Annotated in this window: 28 protein-coding genes; 19 read left to right on the forward strand and 9 right to left on the reverse strand. The window is 68.9% G+C overall.

What is annotated here, in order from left to right:
• Window positions 1-26 precede the first annotated feature (26 nt).
• On the reverse strand, window positions 27-1,550 hold the full coding sequence (ffh, locus tag GGR12_RS00610) for a signal recognition particle protein (protein ID WP_183201776.1): 1,524 nt from the start codon (window positions 1,548-1,550) through the stop codon (window positions 27-29).
• A gap of 335 nt (window positions 1,551-1,885) precedes the next feature.
• Between ffh and GGR12_RS00615 the strand changes: the two genes are divergently transcribed.
• Window positions 1,886-2,185 carry a UrcA family protein gene (locus tag GGR12_RS00615; RefSeq protein WP_183201778.1) on the forward strand — a complete coding sequence of 100 codons (300 nt, stop codon included), beginning with the start codon at window positions 1,886-1,888 and terminating at the stop codon, window positions 2,183-2,185.
• A 172-nt stretch (window positions 2,186-2,357) separates the two neighbouring features.
• On the forward strand, window positions 2,358-2,669 hold the full coding sequence (locus GGR12_RS00620) for a UrcA family protein (RefSeq protein ID WP_183201780.1): 312 nt from the start codon (window positions 2,358-2,360) through the stop codon (window positions 2,667-2,669).
• 59 nt (window positions 2,670-2,728) lie between these two features.
• On the opposite strand, the gene GGR12_RS00625 is transcribed toward GGR12_RS00620, so the two are convergent.
• Window positions 2,729-4,903, reverse strand: coding sequence for a M3 family metallopeptidase (locus GGR12_RS00625; protein WP_183201782.1), 2,175 nt, complete (start codon window positions 4,901-4,903; stop codon window positions 2,729-2,731).
• A gap of 125 nt (window positions 4,904-5,028) precedes the next feature.
• Here GGR12_RS00625 and GGR12_RS00630 point away from each other — a divergent pair, with 125 nt between their 5' ends.
• Genes GGR12_RS00630 through GGR12_RS00640 form a run of 3 tightly spaced genes read left to right on the forward strand, consistent with a single transcriptional unit; the run spans window position 5,029 to window position 6,826 of the window.
• On the forward strand, window positions 5,029-5,880 hold the full coding sequence (locus tag GGR12_RS00630) for a glutamate racemase (RefSeq protein WP_183201784.1): 852 nt from the start codon (window positions 5,029-5,031) through the stop codon (window positions 5,878-5,880).
• A 3-nt stretch (window positions 5,881-5,883) separates the two neighbouring features.
• Window positions 5,884-6,252: an MmcQ/YjbR family DNA-binding protein gene (locus tag GGR12_RS00635; RefSeq protein WP_183201786.1), complete on the forward strand. Its 369-nt coding sequence runs from the start codon at window positions 5,884-5,886 to the stop codon at window positions 6,250-6,252.
• 49 nt (window positions 6,253-6,301) lie between these two features.
• Window positions 6,302-6,826 carry an SRPBCC family protein gene (locus tag GGR12_RS00640; protein WP_183201788.1) on the forward strand — a complete coding sequence of 175 codons (525 nt, stop codon included), beginning with the start codon at window positions 6,302-6,304 and terminating at the stop codon, window positions 6,824-6,826.
• Here the strand turns inward: GGR12_RS00640 and GGR12_RS00645 are convergent.
• On the reverse strand, window positions 6,802-7,443 hold the full coding sequence (locus tag GGR12_RS00645) for a DUF2306 domain-containing protein (RefSeq protein WP_183201790.1): 642 nt from the start codon (window positions 7,441-7,443) through the stop codon (window positions 6,802-6,804). The genes GGR12_RS00640 and GGR12_RS00645 overlap by 25 nt on opposite strands.
• A gap of 105 nt (window positions 7,444-7,548) precedes the next feature.
• On the opposite strand from GGR12_RS00645, the gene GGR12_RS16795 reads away from it, so the two are divergent.
• Complete coding sequence (locus GGR12_RS16795; protein ID WP_183201793.1) at window positions 7,549-8,334, forward strand: LytTR family transcriptional regulator DNA-binding domain-containing protein; 786 nt, start codon at window positions 7,549-7,551, stop codon at window positions 8,332-8,334.
• Here the strand turns inward: GGR12_RS16795 and ahpD are convergent.
• Window positions 8,331-8,864 carry an alkylhydroperoxidase, AhpD family gene (gene ahpD / locus GGR12_RS00655; RefSeq protein ID WP_183201796.1) on the reverse strand — a complete coding sequence of 178 codons (534 nt, stop codon included), beginning with the start codon at window positions 8,862-8,864 and terminating at the stop codon, window positions 8,331-8,333. The two genes, GGR12_RS16795 and ahpD, sit on opposite strands and share 4 nt — an antisense overlap.
• A 164-nt stretch (window positions 8,865-9,028) precedes the next feature.
• Window positions 9,029-9,583 (reverse strand): peroxiredoxin, encoded by a 555-nt coding sequence (locus tag GGR12_RS00660; protein ID WP_183201797.1) that lies wholly within the window; start codon window positions 9,581-9,583, stop codon window positions 9,029-9,031.
• Window positions 9,584-9,818: 235 nt separating this feature from the next.
• Between GGR12_RS00660 and GGR12_RS00665 the strand changes: the two genes are divergently transcribed.
• Both GGR12_RS00665 and GGR12_RS00670 read left to right on the forward strand, forming a co-directional pair.
• A complete protein-coding gene (locus GGR12_RS00665; RefSeq protein WP_183201800.1) occupies window positions 9,819-10,697 on the forward strand; it encodes an SIMPL domain-containing protein in 879 nt (292 codons plus the stop codon).
• 46 nt (window positions 10,698-10,743) lie between these two features.
• Window positions 10,744-11,172, forward strand: a complete 429-nt coding sequence (locus GGR12_RS00670) for an HIT domain-containing protein (protein ID WP_183201802.1) — start codon at window positions 10,744-10,746, stop codon at window positions 11,170-11,172.
• Here GGR12_RS00670 and GGR12_RS00675 read toward each other — a convergent pair.
• Complete coding sequence (locus GGR12_RS00675) at window positions 11,159-11,689, reverse strand: hypothetical protein (RefSeq protein WP_183201804.1); 531 nt, start codon at window positions 11,687-11,689, stop codon at window positions 11,159-11,161. The two genes, GGR12_RS00670 and GGR12_RS00675, sit on opposite strands and share 14 nt — an antisense overlap.
• 223 nt (window positions 11,690-11,912) lie before the next feature.
• Between GGR12_RS00675 and sdhC the strand changes: the two genes are divergently transcribed.
• Genes sdhC through GGR12_RS00710 form a run of 7 tightly spaced genes read left to right on the forward strand, consistent with a single transcriptional unit; the run spans window position 11,913 to window position 16,823 of the window.
• A complete protein-coding gene (gene sdhC / locus GGR12_RS00680) occupies window positions 11,913-12,386 on the forward strand; it encodes a succinate dehydrogenase, cytochrome b556 subunit (RefSeq protein WP_183201806.1) in 474 nt (157 codons plus the stop codon).
• Entirely contained in the window at window positions 12,383-12,787 is a 405-nt protein-coding gene (sdhD, locus tag GGR12_RS00685) for a succinate dehydrogenase, hydrophobic membrane anchor protein (protein WP_183201808.1), read from the forward strand. Before sdhC ends, sdhD begins: the two co-directional genes overlap by 4 nt.
• A gap of 3 nt (window positions 12,788-12,790) precedes the next feature.
• Entirely contained in the window at window positions 12,791-14,575 is a 1,785-nt protein-coding gene (sdhA, locus tag GGR12_RS00690) for a succinate dehydrogenase flavoprotein subunit (RefSeq protein ID WP_183201811.1), read from the forward strand.
• Between the two features lie 2 nt (window positions 14,576-14,577).
• Window positions 14,578-15,381 carry a succinate dehydrogenase iron-sulfur subunit gene (locus tag GGR12_RS00695; protein WP_183201812.1) on the forward strand — a complete coding sequence of 268 codons (804 nt, stop codon included), beginning with the start codon at window positions 14,578-14,580 and terminating at the stop codon, window positions 15,379-15,381.
• Window position 15,382: 1 nt separating this feature from the next.
• On the forward strand, window positions 15,383-15,703 hold the full coding sequence (locus GGR12_RS00700) for a 2Fe-2S iron-sulfur cluster-binding protein (protein WP_183201814.1): 321 nt from the start codon (window positions 15,383-15,385) through the stop codon (window positions 15,701-15,703).
• Window positions 15,637-16,500 (forward strand): kinase, encoded by an 864-nt coding sequence (locus tag GGR12_RS00705; RefSeq protein WP_343053042.1) that lies wholly within the window; start codon window positions 15,637-15,639, stop codon window positions 16,498-16,500. The genes GGR12_RS00700 and GGR12_RS00705 overlap by 67 nt, the downstream gene beginning before the upstream one ends.
• Window positions 16,497-16,823: a PilZ domain-containing protein gene (locus tag GGR12_RS00710; RefSeq protein ID WP_183201817.1), complete on the forward strand. Its 327-nt coding sequence runs from the start codon at window positions 16,497-16,499 to the stop codon at window positions 16,821-16,823. Before GGR12_RS00705 ends, GGR12_RS00710 begins: the two co-directional genes overlap by 4 nt.
• Here GGR12_RS00710 and GGR12_RS00715 read toward each other — a convergent pair.
• The 3 genes from GGR12_RS00715 to GGR12_RS00725 all read right to left on the reverse strand — a co-directional run bounded on the left by GGR12_RS00715 (window position 16,820) and on the right by GGR12_RS00725 (window position 21,326).
• Window positions 16,820-17,809 (reverse strand): acyl-CoA thioester hydrolase/BAAT C-terminal domain-containing protein, encoded by a 990-nt coding sequence (locus GGR12_RS00715; RefSeq protein ID WP_183201819.1) that lies wholly within the window; start codon window positions 17,807-17,809, stop codon window positions 16,820-16,822. The two genes, GGR12_RS00710 and GGR12_RS00715, sit on opposite strands and share 4 nt — an antisense overlap.
• Before the next feature lie 288 nt (window positions 17,810-18,097).
• Window positions 18,098-18,952, reverse strand: coding sequence for an HAD family hydrolase (locus tag GGR12_RS00720; protein WP_183201822.1), 855 nt, complete (start codon window positions 18,950-18,952; stop codon window positions 18,098-18,100).
• 49 nt (window positions 18,953-19,001) lie between these two features.
• Window positions 19,002-21,326, reverse strand: coding sequence for a PAS domain-containing sensor histidine kinase (locus tag GGR12_RS00725; RefSeq protein WP_183201833.1), 2,325 nt, complete (start codon window positions 21,324-21,326; stop codon window positions 19,002-19,004).
• A gap of 98 nt (window positions 21,327-21,424) precedes the next feature.
• On the opposite strand from GGR12_RS00725, the gene GGR12_RS00730 reads away from it, so the two are divergent.
• The 4 genes from GGR12_RS00730 (at window position 21,425) to GGR12_RS00745 (ending at window position 24,671) form a co-directional block, all read left to right on the forward strand.
• A complete protein-coding gene (locus GGR12_RS00730; protein ID WP_183201838.1) occupies window positions 21,425-21,844 on the forward strand; it encodes a metallopeptidase family protein in 420 nt (139 codons plus the stop codon).
• 256 nt (window positions 21,845-22,100) lie between these two features.
• On the forward strand, window positions 22,101-23,273 hold the full coding sequence (rlmN, locus tag GGR12_RS00735; RefSeq protein ID WP_183201840.1) for a dual-specificity RNA methyltransferase RlmN: 1,173 nt from the start codon (window positions 22,101-22,103) through the stop codon (window positions 23,271-23,273).
• Window positions 23,274-23,395: 122 nt separating this feature from the next.
• The gene (locus tag GGR12_RS00740; RefSeq protein ID WP_183201842.1) at window positions 23,396-23,839 is read left to right on the forward strand and encodes a DUF350 domain-containing protein; all 444 of its coding nucleotides are present in this window, start codon (window positions 23,396-23,398) and stop codon (window positions 23,837-23,839) included.
• A gap of 4 nt (window positions 23,840-23,843) precedes the next feature.
• Window positions 23,844-24,671 carry a S1 family peptidase gene (locus GGR12_RS00745; protein WP_183201844.1) on the forward strand — a complete coding sequence of 276 codons (828 nt, stop codon included), beginning with the start codon at window positions 23,844-23,846 and terminating at the stop codon, window positions 24,669-24,671.
• The last annotated feature ends 10 nt before the right edge of the window (window positions 24,672-24,681 follow it).

Here is a 24,681-nt window from a genome sequence, read left to right on the forward strand (position 1 = left end):
TTCGGTCTCTTTCTTCAGACGTAGTCTTATTTCTTGGGAGGGAAGCCCGGCAGGCCCGGAAGCCCCCCCGGCAGTTGTCCGCCGCCCAGTCCGGCGAGCCGGTCCTGAAGGGCTTTCATTTCGTCGGCGCTCGGCTCGGGCATCTTGCCCCCGCCCATCGCCTTCAGGCGGGCCATGTCCGGTCCGCCCATTCCACCGCCGCCGAGGCCGCCGAGCATGGCGGCCATCTGCTGCATCTTCTTCGGCCCGCCGCGCGACAGCGACTTGACCATGTCGGCCATCTGCCGGTGCTGCTTCAGCAGACGATTGATGTCCTGGACCTCGACGCCGGCGCCGGCGGCGACGCGCTTCTTGCGGCTGGCGTTCAGCAGGTCCGGCTTCTTGCGCTCGGCCTTGGTCATCGAGCTGATGATCGCTTCCTGGCGGGCGATCATGCGGTCGTCGATGTTGGCGTCGGCCATCTGGGCCTTCATCTTCGCGACACCGGGCAGCATGCCCATGATGCCCTGAAGGCCGCCCATCTTCTTCATCTGGGCCAGTTGGCCGGCCAGATCGTTCAGGTCGAACTGCCCCTTGGCCAGCTTGCGGGCCATGGCCTCGGCCTTGGAGGCGTCCAGCTCCTGGCTGGCCTTCTCGACCAGGGCGACGATGTCGCCCTGACCCAGGATGCGGCCGGCGACGCGGCGGGCGTCGAACACGTCCAGCGCATCGACCTTTTCGCCGGCGCCCAGGTATTTGATCGGCAGGCCGGTGACGGCCCGCATCGACAGCATGGCGCCGCCGCGGCCGTCGCCGTCGGCGCGGGTCAGCACCAGACCGGTCAGCGGCAGACGTTCGTGGAAGGCCTTGGCGGTGCGGACAGCGTCCTGACCGGTCAGGCTGTCGGCGACCAGCAGGGTCTCGATCGGCTTCGACACGGCGGCGACTTCCGCCACCTCGGCCATCAGGGCCTCATCGAGCGTTATCCGGCCGGCGGTGTCGAGGATCAGGACGTCGAAGCCCTGCAGCTTCGCCGACTGCAGCGCGCGTTTGGTGATCTGGACCGCGCTCTCGCCCTTCACGATCGGAAGGGTGGCGACCTCGATCTGTTTGCCGAGGGTTTCGAGCTGCTCCATGGCCGCCGGACGACGCGTGTCCAGCGAGGCCATCATGACCTTCTTGCGATCGAACTTCGTAAGCCGCAGCGCCAGCTTGGCCGAGGTCGTCGTCTTGCCCGAGCCCTGCAGGCCGGCCATCAGGATGACGGCGGGCGGCGTAGCGTTCAGGTTGATCGGGGTCGGCTCATCGCCGCCCAGCATCTCCACCAGGCCGTCGTAGACGATCTTGATGACCTGATCGGCCGGCTTGACCGAACGGATGACCTCTTCGCCGGTGGCGCGCTCGGTGGCGAAGGCGATGAAGTCCTTGACGACGGGCAGGGCGACGTCGGCCTCGAGCAGCGCCACGCGAACTTCGCGCATCGCCTCGGCCACGTCCTTTTCGGACAGGGCGCCGCGACCGGTGATCCGGTCGAAAACCCCTGTCAGCCGCTCGTTCAGAGCCTCGAACATCAACACCTCATTTGGCGTTGAACCCGGGTCCCCATAGAGAAATGGCCTCTGGCGACGATCACGTCGGCAGAGGGTTCTCGCCGGGCTCGTCCTGTCGAAACAGGGGTCGTCCCGGTGGAGACGCAGGGTTCACTTGCGCCGGAAGCGGCGGCTTATGACGGAAAACCGGGGCCAAGACAAGGCGCGAAGGCGCCGGAGTGAACGCCGTTCAGGTTTCTGCGAATTCACGCAATGTCCTGATTTGGCCGCGAAACGCTCACCGACCTGCAACAGCGCGGGCGCAATTTGGCCCCGTCGCCGACACGCGCGATGCAGCGCTCTCCCAGGAGACGAACATGAAAGTCTTGGCTTCTCTGGCCGCCGTCGTAGTGATGGCCGCCGCCGGTACCGCGTCCGCACAGGTCGCCACCATCGAGTGGCGCGACCTCAACCTGGCCACCGTCGCCGGCGGAGACACCTTCGACGTCCGCGTCGATGCGGCCGCCAACCGGGTGTGCAGATTCTCCCGTCGCATGGACGCTCTCGTCAGCGACCGGACCTTCTGCCTCCGCAGCGTCCGGCAGGAAGCCGTCCGCCAGCTGCCTCGCGCAGCCCAGGTCGACTACGCCCAAAGCCGCCGCGCGGTCGCCTATTGATGTCGGGAGCCGCACTGCATTGCGGCTATCCGCTTGTCATAAACGTGGCTTGTGATTGACTGACCAGTACTCACCCTGACTTCTCGGAATTATCACGGTTTGCCGCTGGTAGACGTCACAAGAACCACTCATCTGGCTTGTGTCGCAATGCCCGCGACAAGAGGATACTCCAATGCTCAGGACCCTTGCTTCCCTCACCGCCGTCACCCTGCTGTCCGCAGGATCCGCCGCCGCACAGGACGTTCGTGTTTCCTACGGCGATCTGGATCTCGCCAGCTACTCGGGCACGGTCGCCTTCGACGCCCGGGTGGCGAAAGGCGTGCGTGACGCCTGCCGCCACGGCCCCCGCCTGGTCGACACCCTCTGTGTCATGAAAGTCCAGCGCGAAGCCGTCGGCCTGCTCCCCGCAGCGCGCCAGGAAGACTACGCCCGCGCCCGTCGCGACGAACGCCTCGTCGTCCGCGCGCCCACCATCCCGAACTAGGCTACGAAAAAGGCCCGCGGATCGCTCCGCGGGCCTTGTCCGTTCTGGCTCCCGACGTCCTACGAAGTCGGGAAGCCGCGCACCTTCAGCAGCGCCCGCACGTCCGGGTCGCGACCGCGGAAGGCGCGATAGGCCTCGGCGCGGTCCACCGTATTGCCCGGCGCCAGCATGATCGACTTGAAGCGGCCGGCGATCTCCGGATTGAAGACGTCGCCCGACTCCTCGAAATACGCCCAGGTGTCGGCGTCCATCGTCTCGGACCACAGGTACGAGTAGTAGCCGGCCGAGTAGCTGTCCGACGTGAACAGGTGATTGAACTGCGGCAGACGGTGCCGCATCACGATCTCCTTCGGCATGCCGTAACGGTCCAGCGACGCTTTCTCGAACGCGTCGATGTCGGTCGGCGGTGCCGTCTGGGTGTGCAGGTCCATGTCGACCAGCGCCGACGACAGATAGCTGACCGTCGCATAGCCCTGGTTGAAGGTGGCGGCGGCCTCGACCTTGTCGATCAGGCTTTGCGGCATCGATTGGCCGGTTTCGGCGTGCTTCAGATAGCCGTCCAGGATCGGACGGGTCAGCACCCAGTGCTCGTGCACCTGCGACGGATATTCGACGAAGTCGCGCGGCGTGCCGCCCAGGGCCGGATAGACCACGTTCGACGAATAGGCGTGCAGGGTGTGACCGAACTCGTGGAACAGGGTCTCGGCGTCGTCCAGCGAGATCAGGATCGGCTCGCCGCCCTCGGCCTTGATGAAGTTGTTGTTGTTCGAGCCGAGCGTGTTCTTCGGTCCGTCGAACGACGAATGCGACCGGTAGGTCGTCATCCACGCGCCCGAGCGCTTGCCCGGACGGGCGTAGTCGTCGGCGTAGTACAGGCCGATCGGACGGCCGGCGTCCTTGACCTCATAGACCACGACATCCGGATGCCAGACCGGCACCGCGCCCGTCGGCAGCTTGTCGAAGGTGAAACCGTACAGGCGGCGCGCCATCTCGAACGAGCCGGCGCGGACATTGTTCAGCTCGAAGTACGGCTTCAGCTCGTTCTGATCGAGGTCGTACTTCTGCTTCCGGACCTTCTCCGCATAGTAGAGGTAGTCCCACGGCTCGATGTCGTGACCGGCGAGGGCGCGCATGTCCGCGACTTCCTCGGCGACGCGGGCCTTGGCCGGCGCCCATACGCGGTTCATCAGGTCGAACGCCGCATCCGGCGTCTTGGCCATGGTGTCCTGCATGCGCAGTTCAGCGTGGTTGTTGTAGCCCAGCAGGCGGGCGCGCTGCTGACGCAGGCGGACGATCTCGGCGATCGTGGCGTTGGTGTCGTTGGCGTCGCCGTTGTCGCCGCGGTTCACGAATTTGCGCCACACCTTCTCGCGCAGCTCGCGGTCGTCGGCGAAGGTCAGATACGGATCCACGCTCGAGCGCGTGTTGACGACGGCCCAGCCCTCGACGTTGCGCGAGCGTGCGGCGGCGGCGGCGGCGGCCTTGTTCGACGCCGGGATGCCGGCCATGCCCGATTCATTCGGGATGACGGTCCAGGTCTTCTCGTCGTTGACGACCTTCTGGCTGAAGGCGGTGAAGGCGTTGGCGAGGGCGGTGTTGATCCGGCCCAGCTCGGCCTTGCCGTCGGCGTCCAGCGCGGCGCCGCTGCGGATGAAGGAGTCGCGGCTGCGCACGGCGATGCGCTTCTGCTCGGCGCTCAGACCCATGGCGTCGGCGTTGTCGGCGACCGTCTTCACGCGCTGGAACAGCTTCGCGTTGAAGCTGATCTCGTCGTAGGCGGCCGACAGCAACGGCGACACCTCGGTGTCGACGGCGTTGTAGTCGTCAGACCCGATGTTCGAGGTCATCACCCCGTAGATGTTCTGGGCCAGGTCCAGCGGCTCGCCGGCCATCTGCATGGCCACCAGGGTGTTGGCGAAGGTCGGCGGCTCGGGGTTGTTCGCGATCGCCTCGTAGTCGGCGCGCTGCAGATCGATACCTTCCAGCAGGGCTTCGCGCAGCTTGGCGGCCGTCACCTTGTCCCACGGCGGCACGCCGCCATACGAACCGGTCCAGGTCTGCAGCAGCTCGGCCTTCGGCGCCTGGGTCGGCAGGACAGCGCGCGCGATCCGCGCGTCAGCTTCCAGGCCGCCGGTCGAAGCGACGGCGCCGCCGCCGTTGGTCGTGCCGGTCGAGGTGCAGGCCGAGAGGGCCACGAAACTGCCTCCCGCGATGAGAAGGTGTCGTCTGTGCATATGGAAGCTCCATGGGGGCCATTCGTTCCCGCGGACCCTAGGCCTCCCACGGCCCCGCTGTCACATGACAGCCCCGTAATCTTCGCCGGTGGACGCGGGCTGGCGCTGCGTCTAAAGGCCGCCTCATGGCGATTGGCGTTTTCGACTCCGGCGTGGGCGGCCTGACGGTCCACCGCGAACTGACGCGACGGTTCCCCGAGCGGGACTTCGTCTATCTGGCCGACCAGGCCAACGCCCCCTATGGCGGGCGCGGCGGCGAGGAGATCGTCGACCTGACCCGCGCAGGCTGCGAACGCCTGTTCGAGGCCGGGGCCAGCGTCATCGTCCTGGCCTGCAACACCGCCAGCGCCATCGCCCTGCGCCGTCTGCAGCAGACCTGGGTGCCCGAGGCCCGCGAGCGTCACGGCCGCCCGATCAATGTGCTGGGCATCATCGTCCCGACCATCGAGGCCGCCACCGGCCTGCCCTGGACGTATGAGGCCGAGCGTCGCGGCGACAAGGTCGAGGCCATCGACATCACCGGCGTCTTTTGCACCGCCGCCACGGCCATGAGCCGCGTCTACGAGATCGAGATCGACAAACGCCGCGAGGACCTGGCCGTCTTCTCCGAGCCCTGCCCGGGCCTCGCCGGCCTGATCGAGCTGGGCGCCCCGACCGAGGAACTGAAGGTCGTGGTCGAGGACCACGTCGACGCCCTGCGCCGCCGCATCGGCCGCCACCCGGACAAGGCCATCCTCGGCTGCACCCACTATGAGATCGTCGCCGACCTCTTCGCCGCCGCCCTGCCGGACGGCACGCCGGTAATCCACCAGCCGACTGCCGTCGCCGACGCCCTGGACCGTTATTTCCAGCGCCACCCCGAGTACCTGCTCGGCGGCTCCGGCCGGCGCGACTTCTTCACCTCGGGCAAGGCCGGTCCGCAGTCGGATCTGGTCAGCCAGTTCTGGGGCGCGCCCCTGACCTTCCAGCCGGCCTGATCGATGAGCGCACCCGCCGACGCCGCCGACGCCCTGCGCGCCTTCGGCCTCACCTATCCGGAAGCGCACCTGAAAAGCCCGTGGCCGGGCCATGCGGACCTGGCCGTGAAGGACAAGACCTTCGCCTACCTCAGTGTCTCGGGCGACCCGTTCAGCCTGTCGTGCAAACTGCCCTTCACCGCCGCCGAGGCGCTGGAGATGCCGTTCGTCCAGCCGACCGGCTACGGCCTTGGCAAGAGCGGCTGGGTCACCGCCTCCTGGCCTGAAGACATCGCAGATCCGCTGCCGATGTTCCGCGCCTGGATCGACGAGAGCTACCGCGCCCAGGCGTCGAAGAAGCTCATCGCCCTGGCTCCCGCCTTCGCCGGCTGACTTGACGCGACCGCGCTTCCGTCGCCCGATGGCGGCGGGAGGATCGATCATGCTGAAATCCACGATCGCCGGCCTTGTCGCCGCCTTCGGCCTGCTGACCGCCTCTGCGGCGGATGCGGAAGTGGTCGCGCGCACCGCCGACAGCTTCACCCTGCGCTATGAGGTCGGCGCCGGGATCGATCCCGGCGACATCCCCGGCACGCTCGTCGACGTCGGCCGTTGGTGGGACAGCGCCCACACCTACAGCGGCGACGCGGCCAACATCACCGTCGACCTCACGCCCGGCGGCTGCTGGTGCGAGAAGCTGGCCGACGGCACGCAGTTCGAGCATGCCCGCGTCGTGTCCGTCGAACCCGCCCGCATCGTCTTCGAGGCCCCCTTCGGCCCGCTGAAGGGCAAGGCCACCAGCGCCGTCCTGACCGTCACCTGGCCGCCCGCCAACCGGGGCTGGACACCGACCTGGGTCATGACCGTCGAAGGGCCGGGCCTGGGCGCCATGGCCGACGGCGTCGACGGCGTCATGGGCGCGGGCTTCCAGCGCTGGATGCGCTATCTCGAACGCGGCGAGGTCTGAAGCGCGCGCGTAGGGGCCTCCGGCCAGCCGCTCAGCCGGATCCACAGCTCGGCGACCAGCAGGTTCGGAACCCAGCACAGGAAGGCCACCCACCGGTAGGCCTCGACGAAATCCATCCCCGTCAGCGGGATCAGCGGCAGCATGATCCGCAGGGTCACGGCCGCGAAGGTCAGGGACAGGCTACGGATCATCCAGCGACGATGCTGGCCGAACTCGCCGGCGACCGCCTTCCTCCAGCCCATGACCGTGGTCGAGAACCAGGCCACCGCCAGCAGGCCGAACCCCCAGTGCGCCATCGGACCGGCGGTGCTGGTCAGCGCCAGACCGAGGCCCGCGACCGATCCGATCAGGACGGCGAGGACATAGACCCGCCCCGCCCAGCGGTGCCACACGCGCCGCGGTCCGCGCCGGGTCACCAGCTGGAATACGCCGATCGCCAGCGCGGTCACCCCGCCGGCCACATGGGCGATCAGAACCGCCGGCCGCGCCGCCAGATGGATCGCCATCCCCTCCGCCCCGACCGGGTTGGGGAAAAAATACCGTGCGCTGACCAGAGCCACGCCCAGACACATCAGGGCCGTCAGCCCGAACACCACTCCCGCCGCCGCTCGCTTCATCCGTCCGCTCCCTCGAAAACAGGACTGCCGCTTGAAACCGGCTTGCCGGGCGTGTCAGCCTTGATTTCGCGAACGGGTTCGACCGCTTCGCGAACGGAGCGGGGCGTGACGACCGAAGTTTTGAAAGGGCGTCCGGGCGGCCTCCGGCTGGGCCGCACCAGCATGGTCGAACTGATCGGCCTGGCGCTGTTCGGCGTCTTCCTCGCGGCCACATCGGCCTTCGACACGGAAGAGATTCCGGCGCTCCAGCGCAATCTGTACTGGCTGTTCGGCCTGGTCGGCGGCGGCGTCATCGCCGCCCTGATCGAGCCGTGGGTGGCGCGGCTCTTTCCCGAACGCCCGCGCCTTTTCGCCCTCGCCCAGATCGTCGCCATGACGCCCCCGATCTCGATCTGGGTGGCGGTCATTCCGGTGATCCTGTTCGGGCGCTCCTTCACCTTCGACCGCGTCTTCTGGACCATGCCCAGCGTGCTGACGATCAATGTCGCGGTCGTCGGCCTGGCGTGGCTGACCCGCACAGCCCTGCGCCCCCGGGCCGAGCGTCCCGCGTCTCCGGATGTCGCCCCGCCGGCCATCCGGTCGAAGCTGGCGCCGCGGCTCGCCCGGGCCCGCCTCGTCGCCGTCGAGGCCGAGGACCACTATCTGCGCATCCGCACCGAGGCGGGCTCGGCGCTCGTCCTGATGCGCTTCGGCGATGCGCTCGAGGCGCTGGGCGCCGCCGACGGCTTCCGCACCCATCGCTCGTGGTGGGTGGCGCGCACCGCGGTCCAGACCGCCCTCTGGAAGTCCGGCCGCGGCGAGCTCAGCCTGTCGGACGGATCGACGGCGCCGGTCAGCCGGACCTACGCCGCCGTCCTGAAAGGGACGGACTGGGCCGCCCCCGCCGGTTAGTTCGCCAGCGCGGTTTCCGAGGCGACGATCCGGCTGGCGGCGTGAACCACCGCGCCGATGCGCAGGGCGGCCTGGATCTGGGTCGCCGGCACGCCGTGCTGGCGCATCGTGCCCTCGTGGGCGTCCAGACAGGCGCCGCAGCCATTGATGGCCGAGACGGCGGTCGCCCACAGCTCGAAGTCCATCTTCTCGACGCCTGGATTGGCGATCACGTTCATCCGCAGGCGCGCCGGGATGGTCGTGTACTCCTGGTTCTTCATCAGGTGCAGGGCGCGATAGTAGATGTTGTTCATGCCCATGATGGCGGCGGCGGCCTTGGCCGCGTTCATCGCCTCGGGCGACAGCACCGTGGCCGCCTGGGCCTCGATCGCCTTCACCACCGGGCCGACGCCGATGGCGTGGGCCGAGGCCAGGAAGCAGCCCCACTTCTGCTGGTCGTTCAGCACCGTCTCGGACGCGAGCGAACCGAGGTTCAGGGAGATGTCCTTGCCATAGGCCGGGATGAGGTCGCGCAGGGCGTCGATCGACATCGAAGGTGATCCTTTGCTTGGGCTACCGGCCTTCGGCCTCGTTGAGCCCTGTTGGTCTGCGCTCAAGCAGCGAGCGACCGCGTCGCGAGCGTTAGCGCACAGGATGGAAACAAAACAGGCGGCGGCTCGCGCCGCCGCCTGTCAGGAAAACGCTGGCCTTACTATTACGCGGCCAGGGTCTCGCCGCCCACCGGGCGGTTGCAGGCGCACAGCTCGTCGGTCTGCAGCGCGTCGACGACGCGCAGGGTGTCCGCCGGCGCGCGGCCGACGTTCAGGTTGGTGACGTAGACGTGCTGCACGACGTTGTGCGGGTCGACGACGAAGGTGGCGCGCAGGGCAACGCCTTCGGCCTCGTCGAGGACGCCGAGTTCACGGGCGAACTTGCCGCCGTTGTCGGCGAACTGCCAGATCGGCAGCTTCGACAGGTCGGCGTGGTCGCGGCGCCAGGCCAGCTTGACGAACTCGTTGTCGGTCGAGCCGCCGAGGACGACGGTGTCGCGGTCTTCGAAATCACGGGCCAGCGAGGCGAACTCGGCGATCTCGGTCGGGCACACGAAGGTGAAGTCCTTCGGGTAGAAGAAGATGACCTTCCACTTGCCCTCGAAGCTGTCCTGGGTGACCGCCTCAAACGCCGAAACGCCGTTTTCCTCGTGGCTGTTGAAGCCCGGCTTCACGCCAATGATCTTGAATTCCGGCAGTTTTTGACCGACGCCCAGCATGCGCTGTTCTCCTGGTGGTGCTTGAAAAAGGAAGCTCTGGAACGCCGGGGGAGCGGCGCCGCAGCCGCGAAATGGCGGTTGCGCTGCACAAAGTCAATGATGCGAAGCGGCTTTCATCGATAGATAATTTCTATCCAGACAATAGTCTGACGGCCCCTGACGATCCGCGCGCGCAAGCTTTACCGGAGTGCGGCCGACGGTCAGGCTCCCCTCAACAACAAGGGAGCCACCTCGCATGCGCCGCCTGACCCTCGCCGTCCTCATCGCCGCCGCCGCCCTGCCTGCCGTCGCCTTCGCCCAGACCCCGCCGGCCACGATCGGGGACCGCTATGTGCCCGCGCCGTGGTGGATGCGCGATCCGGTCATCGCCTCCATCGGCCATGTCCGCACCCAGGTGCCGGCCAACCGCGCGGGCTTCAGCGCCACCTTCCAGTCCATCGACCGCAGCGCCGCCGACGCCTCGCGCAAGGCCGCCGACCAGATCCGCGCCCTCAGCCAGGCCCTGGGCGCCTATGGCGTAGACGTGGTCCGCGTCGAGACCACGCTGACCACCCGCCCGCTCTACGACCAGTACCGCGACGAGAACGGCGTGCTGCGCGACAACGTCCGCTCCGACCGCATCGAACGCTACCAGGCGGAAGCGACCGTCAGCGTCACCCTGCGCGACATGAGCGTGCTTGAGCGGGTCTATGCGACCGTCGTCGCCACCCAGCCGACCTACATCGGCCAGGTCTGGTTCAACCTCGAGCCGGACAATGCCATGAAGACCTGGCTGCAGGCGGAAGCGGTCAAGGACGCCGCCACGCGCGCGCGTCAGGCTGCCTCCAACGCCGGCGCGTCGCTGGGGAATGTCCGCGTCATCGATCCGACCGGCCGCGCCTGCCAGACCGACGTCCTGGCCGGTTGGCCGTCCTACGGGGCAGGCGCCGCCATGGCCTCAGACGTCTCCTATGAGCCGGCCTACGCGCCGCCGCCCCCTCCGCCTCCCCCGCCGCCGGCTCCGGCCGCACCCGGCGCGCCGTCAGAAGCCCAGATCGAGGCGGCCCGTCTGGCGCTGCAGCCGCCGCTGCGCGAACTCACCGACCAGTCCTGCGTGGTCTACGGCCTGAACTGAGGCCTTTCGCTTGACGCCCCGGTCGCGCCGCGCGACCGAGGGCGTCATGGCCACCCTGTTCAAAGCCGATCCCGCCTTCGACGCCGGCTCCGTCATCGCCTGCGATTGGTCCCTGTGCCAGGTCCGCCTGCAGGACGACGCCCGCTTTCCGTGGCTGATCCTGATCCCGCGCCGCGCCGATCTGCGCGAGATCGAGGACCTGACTACCGCTGAACGCGCCGCCCTGATGGAAGAGATCGTCCGCGCCGGCGACATCGTCCGCGCCCTCGGCGACGCCGCCGACCGCCCGGTGGCCAAGCTCAACGTCGCCGCCCTCGGCAACGTCACGGCCCAGCTTCATGTCCATGTGGTGGGCCGCCGTCCGGACGACGGCCTGTGGCCCGATCCGGTCTGGGGGCGCGGCGCAGCGGTTCACTACGGCGCGTCCGCCCTGCAGGCGGCGGTGTCGCGCGCGCGGCTGGCTACGGCCGGCTGAGGATCACGGGGGTCGAGCGCTCGCCCCGGGTCAGAACGCCGCTCCGGCCGTCGGCGGCCACGGCCAGCGAGCCCAGGCCGTCCAACGTGACCACTCCGCCCTCGTAAGCCGCCGCGCCGGACCGTCCGCCCTGCCGCCAGCCGCCCTCGACCAGGCCGCCCGTCTCGTTCAGCAACAGGCCGAAGGTCAGCTCGCCTCGCTCGTCGGCGACCTGCCAGCGACCGGCCATCGGCCCGGCGGCCTGATCGGCGCGCACCTCGGCCGAGGCCACCCCCTGGTCGTAGGCCGCCTCGGCGTCGCCGGGCGAGAATTCATAGGAACGGGCATAGGCGTCGACCGCGACCGGAGCTTCAAGCGGCCGGCGGTCGGCCGCGGCCTCTCCGTCGCCCTGCGCCGGCTCCAGGCCGAAGTCGGGCGCAGGCTCGAACGGCCTCACCACGGGGGCTTCATAGGCCCGCAGCGTGGATGGATGGGGCGCAGCCTGCTGTGCAAGCAGACTCGCCAGGGCGACGACCACTAATCCCGACATGACGAGGAGAAAGCTGAACTCCCGCGAGCCAGTCGGCTAGTGCAGACGGGCAACACGCGAAATCGTGATCGGGTCGCGGGAACCAAATCGCCCGACGGGAAACGCATACTCTCGTCCGGGCTGCGTTGACCCTCCCTGCCCCGCTGACTAAAGCCTGTTCACCGATTTCGAGCGCCTGAATTCCTTCGGGTTTTTGAGAACCATTCGCAATATGTCGAGCTCTCCCCAGCCGGGCGACGCGTCCAACGATCCGGTCACCGATCAGACCGGCCGGTTCGTGCGTCAGCCCAACGGCCGTGTCCGTCCCCTGTCGCCGCATCTCCAGATCTGGCGCTTCCACATCACCATGTGGGGGTCGATCCTCAACCGCGGCGCGGCCATCGGCCTGTCGTTCGGCGCCCTGTTCGTGGTCGCCTGGATGGTCGCCGCGGCCTGCGGTCCTGACGCCTATGCGACCTACACCGGCCTCATGGGCTCGCCGCTGGGTCTGCTGATCTGGTTCGGGATCACCGTGGCCGCCGCCTACCACCTGACGGCGGGCGTCCGTCACCTGATCTGGGACGCCGGCTCCGGCCTGTCGATCAAGGGCGCCGACACCCTGACCTGGATCAGCATCGTCGCCGCCATCGTCCTCGCCGTCGGCTTCTGGGCCGCCCTGTTCCTCAGCGGGAAGGTGGTCCTGTGAGCAAGCCCGCACGCTTCGTCCGCAATGTGAAGGTGTCCGAGCGCGAAGGCGCCGGCGAGTGGAAGGCCGAGCGCCTCACCTCTCTCATCCTCGTCCCGCTGGCCCTCTGGGCCTTCGCCAGCGCCTGGACCGTTTCCGGCGCTGGCTACGACGGCGCGACCGGATGGTTCCGGTCGCCGGTCAACGCCATCCTGCTGGCCGCCACCCTGCTGATCAGCATCTGGCACATGTGGATGGGCCTGAAGGTCGTCGTCGACGACTACATCCACAAGCCGTCGACCCGCACCGCCCTGCTCGGCGGGATCGGCCTGCTGTGTCTCGCCCTGGCCTTCGCCAGCGTCTTCTTCCTCGTGCGCCTGGCGCTGGGCTCGGCCCCGCTCCCGGCCGGTCTCGGAGCCTGATCGTTGGCCGCCTACGAATTCGTCGATCACGCCTATGACGTCGTGGTGGTGGGAGCCGGCGGCTCCGGCCTGCGCGCCGCCCTCGGCGCCGCCCAGCAGGGCCTGAAGGTCGCCTGCGTCACCAAGGTCTTCCCGACCCGCTCGCATACCGTCGCGGCACAGGGCGGCATCTCCGCCTCGCTCGGCAACATGGGCGAGGATTCCTGGCAGTGGCACATGTACGACACCGTCAAGGGGTCGGACTGGCTGGGCGACCAGGACGCCATCGAATACCTCGTGCGCAACGCGCCCAAGGCCGTCTACGAGCTGGAGCACTGGGGCGTGCCCTTCAGCCGGACGGATGAAGGCAAGATCTACCAGCGCGCCTTCGGCGGCATGACCCGCAATTTCGGTGAAGGCCCGGTGCAGCGCACCTGCGCCGCCGCCGACCGCACCGGCCACGCCATCCTGCACACCCTGTACGGCCAGTCGGTCCGCCGCGAGGTCGAGTTCTTCGTCGAGTATTTCGGCCTCGATCTGATCATGCAGGACGGCGCCTGCACCGGCGTCACGGCGCTGAAGCTGGACGACGGCACCCTGCACCGCTTCCGCGCCAAGCTGGTCATCCTGGCCACCGGCGGCTACGGTCGCGCCTACTTCTCGGCCACCTCGGCCCACACCTGCACCGGCGACGGCAACGCCATGGTGCTGCGCGCCGGCCTGCCGCTGCAGGACATGGAGTTCGTGCAGTTCCACCCGACCGGCATCTACGGCGCCGGCTGCCTCATCACCGAGGGCGCCCGCGGCGAGGGCGGCTATCTGACCAACTCGGAAGGCGAGCGCTTCATGGAGCGCTATGCGCCGACCGTGAAGGATCTGGCCCCGCGCGACATGGTCAGCCGCTCCATGACCATCGAGATTCGCGAAGGCCGCGGCGTGGGTCCGAAGAAGGACCACATCTTCCTTCACCTCGACCACCTCGATCCGGCCATCCTGCACGAGCGCCTGCCGGGCATCTCGGAGTCGGCCAAGATCTTCGCCGGCGTCGACGTCACCAAGGCGCCGATCCCGGTCCTGCCGACCGTCCACTACAACATGGGCGGCATCCCCACGAACTATCACGGCGAGGTCCTGACCCTGCGTGACGGCAACCCGGACAGCGTCGTCCCCGGTCTGATGGCCGTCGGCGAGGCCGCCTGCGTCTCGGTGCACGGCGCCAACCGTCTGGGCTCCAACTCGTTGACCGACCTGGTCGTGTTCGGTCGCGCCGCCGGCCTGCGCTGCGGCGAGGTCGTCGACAAGGCGTCGAAGGTGCCGGACGCGCCGGCCTCGACCACCGACGGCCATCTGGCCCGCCTCGACCGCTTCCGCAACGCCAACGGCTCGACCCCGACCGCCAAGCTGCGCGTCGAGATGCAGCACGCGATGCAGTCCGACGCCGCCGTCTTCCGCACCGGCAAGACCCTTCAGGAAGGCGTCGACAAGCTGCGCGCGATCCACGCCGCCGGCGTCGACATCAAGACCACCGACCGCGGCCTGATCTGGAACACCGATCTGGTCGAGACCCTCGAGTATGACAACCTGATCGATCAGGCGATGGTCACCATCGAGGGCGCCCTGAACCGCACCGAAAGCCGCGGCGCCCACGCCCGCGAGGACTATCCGGAGCGCGACGACAAGACGTGGATGAAGCACACCCTCGCCTGGAAGCGTCCCGGCGAGCAGGTGTCGATCGACTACCGTCCGGTCCACAAGGAGCCGATGTCCAAGGACATCGCATACATCGAGCCCAAGGCGCGGGTTTACTGATCATGGTCCAGCTCACCCTTCCCCGCGGCTCCAAGCCCACCACCGGCAAGGTCCACAAGGCCCCGGCCGGCGCGCAGAACGTCAAGACCTACAAGGTCTACCGCTACGACCCCGAGGTCGACGCCGACCCGCGCTGGGACGTCTATGAGGTCTCGGCCGACGATCACGGCCCGATGCTTCTCGACGCCCTGATCCACATCAAGAACGAGATCGACCCGACCCTGACCTTCCGGCGCTCGTGCCGCGAGGGCATCTGCGGTTCGTGCTCGATGAACATCGACGGCCGAAACGCGCTCGCCTGCACCAAGGGCATGGACGAGTGTGCGTCCAACACGATCGCCATCGCGCCGCTGCCGCACCAGCCGGTGGTCAAGGACCTGGTGACGGACCTGTCGCTGTTCTACGCCCAGTACGACTCCATCCAGCCCTGGCTCCAGTCTGACGAGCCGGACCCGGAGAAGGAGCGCCTGCAGTCGCCGGAAGAGCGTTCGAAACTCGACGGCCTGTACGAGTGCATCCTGTGCGCCTGCTGCTCGACCTCGTGCCCGAGCTACTGGTGGAACCAGACCGAATACCTCGGCCCGGCGGCCCTGCTGCAGTCCTACCGCTGGATCGCCGACAGCCGCGACGACGCTACGGACAAGCGCCTCGATGACCTCGAGGACCCGTTCAAGCTCTACCGCTGCCACACCATCATGAACTGCGCCCAGGTCTGCCCGAAGGGCCTGAACCCCGCCAAGGCCATCGCCGAGACCAAGAAGCTGATGGTCTCGCCCAGCCGCAAGAAGAGCGAAGCGACGGCCTGACGTGGCGAAGATCACCTACATCGAGCACGACGGCCGCGAGCATACGGTTGAGGTCAAGAATGGCCTCTCCGTCATGGAGGGCGCGATCCGCAACAATGTGCCCGGCATCGACGCTGACTGCGGCGGGGCCTGCGCCTGCGCCACCTGCCACGTCTACGTCGACGAGAATTTCGCCGCCGAGACCGGCCGCGCCTCGGCGATGGAGGAGTCGATGCTCGACTTCGCCGAGAACGTTCAGCCGAACAGCCGCCTGTCGTGCCAGATCCGCGTCTCGGACGACCTCGACGGCCTGATCGTCCGCCTGCCGGAAAGCCAGCACTGAGCCGGGCCCATCCCGACCTGGTCGATCTGGTCGGCCGCCTCATCGCCGCCGGACCGAAAGATCGTCCACCCCTGATCGGGATCGTCGGCGCGCAAGGGTCCGGCAAGACGACGCTCGCCCGCGCCGCCGCCGAACGCTTCGGCGCCGCCCAGATCTCCATCGATGACGTCTATCTGACCCGCGCCGAGCGCGAGGCCCTGGCCCGCGACGTCCATCCGCTGCTGCTCACCCGCGGCCCGCCGGGCACGCACGACCTCGGCCTGCTGCGGCGCCTGATCGACGACCTGTCTTCCGCCGGCCCCGACGACGAGACTCTGATCCCCGATTTCGACAAGCGCGGCGACGACCGCTGGCCCGTCGATCGCTGGCGACGCTTCGAGGGGAGACCCTCCGCCGTCCTGATCGACGCCTGGTGCCTCAGCGCCCGGGCCGAGGACGAGTCCGCGCTCGCATCGCCCCTCAATGCCCTGGAGCGCGAACAGGACCTCGACGGCGGCTGGCGTCGGGCCGTGAACGGTTCCCTCGCCGGCCCCTACGCCGAGTTCGCCGCCCGTTTCGACGCCATCGTCTTCCTGCGCGCCCCGGACTTCGGCGTCGTGCTGGACTGGCGCTCGCAGCAGGAGGCCGACCTGCTCGGCGTCGCCCCGGCCGACCTGCCGCCTGTGGAGCGTGAGCGGCTGGCGAACTTCATCCAGTATTTCGAGCGCATCACCCGGCGTATGCTGGCCGGAGGAATCGCGGCGGACGTCGTGATCCAGCTGGATCGAAATCGCGTGCCGACGACTATCACCGAATGAAGCCCCCGCAGGACCGCCGTTTCGAGACCCGCTCCGCCGCCAATTCGCGGGGCGTCGTCGTCGCGCCGGGGCTGGAGATGCCCTGCCTCATCGTCGACGCCTCGGACGCCGGTCTGCGCATCCGCATGGACCGCGGCATGGCCCTGCCGTCCCGGATCCAGATCGTCGACGTCGCCCTCGGCCTCGTCATCGACGCCGAGGTGGCGTGGAGCAAGGGCAATGAGATCGGCGTCAAACGCCGCGGCCAGGCTCCCCTGCGCGGCCTCGTCCCCTCTCGCCTCGCGCCCGCCCGCGACGCATTCCTGAGAGCGGGCGGCCGCTAGGGCTCCAATGTCCGCTCCATGAAGGCGACCACCTTCGGCCAGGCGTCCTGACGCGCCGCCGCATTGCTTTCCGGCGTCCCGCCGCTGCGCGGCGTATCCCGCGGCCCGCCGTCGCCGACAAGGTCGTGACCGGCGTCGGGATAGACCAGGGCCACGGTGTCCAGCCCCGCCGCCGAGCGCGCGGCCACGATGTTCTCCGTCGCCCGGCCGGCGTTCCATTGCGCATCCTGCCCGCCCGCGATCAGCAGCAGGCCGCCGCGATAGGCCTCGGCCGGAATCCGCGCCCCCGCCTCCCGCTCCGGATGGTCGGCGCGGCCGTTCTCGTGGATCGCCCGCAGGTCCGCCGACGGCCCGGCCAGCAGCCCCTCGACGAAGCCGCGATAGGGCATGAACGGCAACGGTTCGCCGCCGAACGAGAACGACGACCGCGTCCCCTCGGCCTCGACCATCTCCAGGCCCCAGCCCTCCCAGACCACGTCGGTCGGCGCATAGGCCACCACGCTGTCGATCCAGTCGTACCGACTGGCCGCGATCAGGGCGAACTCCGCGCCCTTGGACGCCCCGAAAAGGCCGAACCGCCCCACGTCTACGCCATCCATGCCGCGCAAGGCGTCGCGCAGTTCAGCCAACTGGTCGACGCGGATGTCGATGAAGCTGCCCGGCAGGTCCGGGAACATCGGCGGCGGACCGTAGTCGCCCCAGTTCGGCGAATAGTAGGGCAGGCCGACGGCCGCATAGCCCATCTCCGCCAGGATCGGGCCGAAGCGCCGCCCGGCCTCGTCGTTGCCGTCCGCCCCGTGCAGGATAACCACCACCGGCCGCGCAGCCTCGCCCGTGGTGTAGAGCACCGCATGCGGGATGCCCGGCACAGGCGTCTCGGTCACCGTCTCCTGGGCCCGCGCAGGGGCGGCGGTCAGGACGGCGATGACGGCCAGCAGGCCGATCAGGCCGCCGATGGCAGTGCGCGTCAGGCGGGTCAGGCTCACGGTCGTTCCCTCCGGCGGATCATCCGCCTGTCAGAGGGTAGTCGTCGCCGACCGCCGGTTTGGATGCAGAAGAAGGCGGTCCCCTGGTTCTTCACGACGAACACGACGAGTCACAACGAACACTGCGGGGCCGCTACGACAGCGGTTGGGCAGGCCTCCCGAACGATGGATCGACGCCTTCGGCGTCCTTCAATCAGACGCTTCTGGACTGATCCTGAAGAAGGCTCGCTCCCGTCGTGTCCGTTGCGCCTCGTTGTGCACGTTGTGACGAAACCCACCCTCGCAGGTTCACACCCCCTCCGGCATCGTCCCCGCATTGATCGCGATCCGGCCGATGAGCCCCTTCACGATCAGATCCAGCGCCGCGCCCTCGCGATAGTCCGCAGCAGCGACGAAATTGACCCGGTCCTCCGAGATCAGGCCGTAGATCTTCTGCTGGTCGCGCTCGCTGTTGCGCGGGTCGTAGACGGCGATCGAGAAGCCGCCCTTTGTGTGCATCATCTTCATGGTCGGCACGTCGGTGTCGCCGTCGCCGAGGAAGATCATCCGCTCGAACGGCACCGGCCGGTCGTCGTCGGCCATGAAGCGGTTGATGCGGTCGTGCTCCCAGTGGTTCAGCACGCCCTTGTTGATGCGGAACAGGTACTGGGTCTTGGTCGTGTAGTTGACGCCGACCGCCGGCCAGATGGCCACGCCGTGCTTGTCGTAGACGAATTTCGACGCGAACACGTGCCGGAACTCCTCGCGGATCGGGCAGCCGTCGATCATCTCCTCCAGCCCGGCCGAGATGATGTAGTGCTCGATCTCCAGGCCGTATTCGGCGCCGATGGCGTTGATCCGCTCGAACCAGCCCTTGCCGGTCAGGTCCGACTTCAGCCCGTCGAACAGCTTCACGTCCTGACCGTGGTCGCGCAGGGTGTCGCGCGTGATCGGCGCATCGTTGAGACGCGCGTGGTTCAGCATCAGCTGCATGTACATCAGGATGCCGTCGCCATCGGCCTCCTTGGTCAGGGCCTCAGCCTCTTCCCAGAAGGCGCCCTTCTCCATCCCGACCGACGGGATGAAGCTGACTTCCTGCATGTTGCCGCGCGCGAGCGTGCCGTCGAAGTCGTAGATCAGGGCGGTCTTGAGCGGCTTGGCCATGGGCGGGATCCTCGGTTCTCCGCCGCTCTATACCAGTCGGGCTGAAAATCTAGCCGAGGCGCAGTTCCGGGGCGGCGGCGACGCCCACGGCTTCCAGCGGCAGGTGCAGGATGAAGGCCGCGCCCTTGCCCGGTTCGCTCTCCACCTCGGCCCAGCCGCCGTGCAGTTCGACCAGCGCCTTGACCAGGGCCAGGCCCACGCCCGGACCGCCCCGCTCGCGCCGCACGAAGCGATCGAAGACGTGCGCCTGCAGGTGATAGGGAATGCCCCGGCCGGTGTCCTCGACCCGGATGCGCACCTCGGCCGGCCCGGGCTCGGCGGTCAGGGTCACCGACCCGCCCTCGCCCACCGCCCGCGCGGCGTTGTCCAGCAACAGCTCCAGCGCCTGGCCGACGCGTTGGGCGTCCGCCCGGATCGGCCGCAGACCGGCCGGGCAGACGACGATCAGGGCCGCGCCGCGCCCCTCGATCCGTGCACGGAGTTTCCCGGCGGCTTCGTCCAGCAGATCGCTGACCCGCACGTCGCCCAGCGTCAGCTCCATCTCGCCGGCGTCGATCTGGGCCATGTCCAGCACGTCGTCGATCGAACTGGCCAGCTGGCTGGCTGCCACGCGGATGGCTCCCGCATGCTGGCGGCTGCGCTCGGGCAGGTCGCCCAGCGTCTCCAGCAGTTCGGAATAGCCGACGATCGTCGTCAGCGGGGTGCGCAGCTCGTACGACACGCTGCCCACGAACTCGCGCTTCAGAGCCTGGCTCTCCTCCAGCGCCTGGGCCTTGGCCGCGAGCGCATGCTCCAGCCCGCGGCGGGCGGTGATGTCCGAGAACGCCACCAGCGTCGCGCCGTCCGGCAGCGGCCGGGTCTGCCACGAGGCGATGCGGTCGTCCGTCGTGCGCCCTTCGCCCGAGATCGGCACGCGGCTTTCGGGATCGGGATCGGCCACCCGCGCCTTCAGCCCCAGCCACAGGCTGGGATCCGGCATGGTCGCCTGGCACAGGGCCGCCACGGCGTCGAAATCGCCCGCCGCCCGCAGCTGGTCGCCGCTGACCCGCCAGAAGGTCTCGAAAGCCTCGTTGTGCAGGCGGATGCGGCCGTCCGAGCCGAACACGGCGACGGCGTCGTTCAGCTTGTCCAGGGTCGCGGTCTGCACCTGGATCTGGGCGTTGAACCGGCTGCGCAGCTTCAGCTCGTCGGTGATGTCCGACAGCAGCAGCAGCATGCCGCCCAGCGGGTGGGGCTGGCGCACCACGCGCAACGTCCGCCCGTCCGGCAGGGACCAGCTGTCGTCCGGCGCAGCCTCGGCGGCGCCGTAGAAGTCCAGCTCCTTGGCCTTCCAGCCGGCGTAGTCGACCACCTCGGGCAGCATCCGGCGCTGGCGCAGACGGTCCAGCAACTCGGCGTGCGTCGGCCGTTCGTCCAGCCATGCCGGGTCCAGGCTGAACAGCGACTGGAAGGCGGTGTTGTGGAAGGCCAGTCGCTTCGACGGGCCGAAGATGGCCACCGCGTCAGCGAGGTGATTCAGCGTCTCGTCATGCGCCTCGACGTGTCGGCGCAGGGTGTCGCGCGTCTCTTCCGCCTCGGTCATGTCCAGGGCGAAGGCCAGCACGGCGCCCGCGCCGCCCGGGGCCGGCTCGGCCACGATCCGCCAGGCGCGGCGACGTCCGCCGCCGGTCGTCCAGCGGAAGCCTTCCTGCCGCTGATGCAGCCGGCCCGCCTCGGCGACGATGGCGTCCGCGCCGCGGTCGAAGCTCAGTTGTTTCTCGCGCGCCGCCTCGACGCTTTCGACCTTCATCTCGGCCAGCCACGCCTGGTTGGCCCAGGCCAGCCGTCCGGCCGCATCGACGATCCAGGTCGGCGCCGGATAGAAGTCCGCCAGCAGACCCAGGCCGCTTTCGGTCGCCGTGCCCACCAGCCCCAGACGCGACAGCCGCAGCCACGCCGCGCCCGCCGACGAGCGGCCCTCGACCGCCCACGCTCCGCCGGAGCCCTCCAGCACCGCGTCGAACGGCTCGCCGCGATCGATCAGCGCGTCCAGTCGCGGTCCGGCGCCCGAACGCACGGCGTCCAGCACGGCCATGGCCGGATCGGTCGGCGCATCCTCGCCCGTGGTCAGATCGGCCAGGATCGCATCCCAGGCCGCCGGCGCGCCCAACCGGGTCGTCCGCCCGCCTGGCGTCAGCGCCAGCCGCACGTCCTCGAACGCCGCCAGGGCCCCGTCGCGCTCGGCGATATCGGCCTGGGCGGTGACCATCGCCGTCTCCAGCCCGCCGTTGCGCACGGCCAGGCGCCCGCGCAGCCGGGCGGCCCAGGCGCTCAGCGCCAGCGCCAGACCCGCAGCCCCCGCGGTCGCGACATAGGCGATGTCCGCCTCAGCCATCCGAAATCCGTCAAGCGGAGCCCCGCGCCCCGATTCGGTAACCATACCGCGCCGCGCCTGATTTGCGAGGCGGCCCTGAAACCCCGATATGGCGAAGCATGACCGATGGACAGAACACCTGGGCCGACCAGCTCGCCCCCTCGCTCGACGACTTCGCCCGCCTGGCGCGCGAAGCCTTTGACAGCCTGCCTGACCCGTTCCGCTCCCTGGCCGGCGACGTAGTCATCCGCGTCGACGACTTCGCCGACGAGGAGACGCTGAACATGATGGAGATCGAGGATCCGTTCGAGCTGACAGGGCTCTACCACGGCGTCGACATCGGCCTGCGCGACGGCATGGGACCCGCGCCCGAGCCCTCGCGCATCTTTCTCTACCGCCGCCCCATCCTCGACGAATGGGTCGAACGCGGCGACGTCGGCCTCAGCGAGATCATCGCCCACGTCCTCATCCACGAAATCGGCCACCATTTCGGGCTGGATGACGACCAGATCCACGACATCGAGGACGGGGCGGACTGAGCCGTCTCCCGGCGCAGCCGGCATCGAGCTTGTTTCGACGGCCGATCGGTTCGTCACGAAGGACACGAAGGGCTCACAAAGATCACGAAGAGACCCAGCCTTCGCGCCAACTCCTTGGTGTTCTTCGTGAGCCCTTCGTGCCCTTCGTGATGAACCTTCCCAGGGCTCCGCTTCGCGGAAGTGGCGACCGCCCCCGCCTTAAAACCAGCGCGATCTGTGGTATAAGCCCCGCCTCCCGCTACCGAAGGATGCCGCCTTGAGCCTCACGCTCGACCTTTCCCGCACGTCCGCCGCGCCCGCGACGGCCCCCGTCAACCTCTCCGGTTTGACGCGCGCGGAACTGCGTCAGGCGCTGATCGACGCCGGCGTCTGCCCGCCCGAGAAGGCGAAGATGCGCGCCTCGCAGGTGTGGAGCTGGATTCACCACTACGGCGTCACCGACTTCGCGGCGATGAGCAACGTCGCCAAGGACATGCAGGCGAAGCTGGCCGAGTCCTTCACCCTCGCCCGCCCCGAGATCGTCGAGCGCCAGGTGTCGAAGGACGGCACCCGCAAATGGCTGATCCGCACCGCCCCGGGCATCGAGATCGAGACCGTCTACATCCCCGACGTCGGCCGCGCCGGCGCCCTGTGCGTCTCGTCCCAGGTCGGCTGCACGCTGAACTGCACCTTCTGCCACACCGGCACCCAGAAGCTGGTCCGCAACCTGACCGCCGCCGAGATCGTGGCCCAGGTCCAGGTCGCCCGCGACGACCTCGGCGAGTGGCCGTCGCCCAAGGAAGACCGTCGCCTGTCGAACATCGTGTTCATGGGCATGGGCGAGCCGCTCTACAATCTGGACCACGTGTCGAACGCCATCGACATCATCTCGGACAACGAGGGCATCGCCCTGTCGCGCCGCCGCATCACCGTCTCGACCTCGGGCGTGGTGCCGCAGCTGGACGCCCTCGGCACCCGCACGGCGGCCATGCTCGCCATCAGCCTGCACGCCACCAACGACGCCCTGCGCGACGTGCTGGTGCCGCTGAACAAGAAGTACAATCTCGAACAGCTGATGGCCGGCATCCGCGCCTATCCGGGCATCTCCAACGCTCGCCGCGTGACGTTCGAGTACGTGATGCTGAAGGGCGTCAACGACAGCCCCGAGGAAGCCCGCGCCCTGCTCAAACTGATCGAGGGCATCCCGGCCAAGGTCAACCTGATCCCGTTCAACCCGTGGCCCGGCACCGACTACGAGTGCTCGGACTGGAAGACCATCGAACGCTTCGCCGCCATCCTCAACAAGGCCGGCTACGCCTCGCCGATCCGCACCCCGCGCGGTCGCGACATCCTCGCCGCCTGCGGCCAGCTGAAGTCGGAAAGCGAAAAGGTCCGCGCCTCTGCCCTGCGCAAGGCCGCCGCCGACACGGACTCGGTCGAAGCCGCCTGACCCCCCGGCCCCGGCCGTGGACACACGGCGACACCAATCTTGACCAGGTGTGGCGCCGTCACTCTTGCGGATTGGGGCGAAAAACGGGCAATCGTCAGGGACTACCACCAGTGCGGGACCCCATGGACTCCTCGTCCCTTTCCAGAGTGCTCGAAAGCGCCGAGGTCCAGGCCTTCGCGACCGGCTTCCCGACCACCATGGCGCACCTCGGCGTCACGCTCGGCCTGATGCTGATCGGGGCGGTGATCTACGCCCTGTTCACGCCGTGGAAGGAGATCGCCCTCATCCGCGAGGGCAACGCCGCCGCCGCCGTCGCCTACGCCGGCGTGCTGCTGGGTCTCGCCATCCCGCTGGCCGTCAGCCTCAGCGTCTCGACCTCGATCAAGGACATCGCCCTGTGGGGCGTCGCCACCCTGGTGCTGCAGCTGCTGGCCTTCCGCATCGTCGACATGCTGCTGACCGGCCTGCCGCAGCGCATCCGCGACGGCGAAATCGCCGCCGCCGTCCTGCTGGTCGGGGCCAAGCTGTCGACCGCCCTGATCCTGGCCGCCGCGTTGACGGGCTGAGGCCATGGCCTCCCGTCCGCCCGACTGGCTGATCTATTCCGCGGTGCTCGGCGCCCTGCTGTTCGCCTCGCTGGCGCACCGCGAGAACGCCGACGCCCCGCCCGCACCGCCGCCGCCCGACGAGGTCGAGGGCGCCCTGCTGGGCCCCGTCACCCCGTTCGACCCGGCCGTCACCGTCCATGCGCCGGACATCCCCTTCCAGCCCAGTTCAGGCACCGCCTTCTCGATCGCCCAGGAGGGCGCCTGGGTCACCGCGCGCCACGTTGTCGAGGGCTGCCGGCGTCCGGCCATCATGGTCGGCGGAGGCCGCGCCGTCGCCGCCGACGTCCGCCTCGCGCCCCGCGCAGACGTCGCCGTTCTGCTGACCCAGGGCGGCGCCCCGGCCATTCCGATCGCCGACACGAGGGTCCTGCGCGCCGGCCAGCGCGCCTTCCACCCCGGCTTCCCACAAGCCCGCGCCGGCGAGATCACCTCGCGTCTGCTGGGTCGCGAGACCCTGAAGGTGCGCGGCCGCGGCCAGCGCGACGAACCGGTCCTGGCCTGGGCCGAGGTCGGCCGCACCGACGGCCTCGGCGGCACCCTCGCCGGCCTGTCCGGCGCGCCGGTGCTGGATCGTCAGGGCCGCGCCATCGGCGTCACCATCGCCGAAAGCCCGCGCCGCGGCCGCATCTACACCACCGCCCCCGACACCTTCGGCCCCGCCATCCGCGGCGTTCAGAAGGCCGACGAGCCCCTCACCGGCCGCATCGTCACAGTCGGCAACTACGGCCTCGTCGCCGACGAACTCCGCCGCGAGCTGAGGGTCGCCCAGGTGGTCTGCCTGTCGGCCTGACACCTCTCCC

It is taken from the genome of Brevundimonas lenta, from assembly GCF_014196335.1.
GTDB lineage: Bacteria > Pseudomonadota > Alphaproteobacteria > Caulobacterales > Caulobacteraceae > Brevundimonas > Brevundimonas lenta.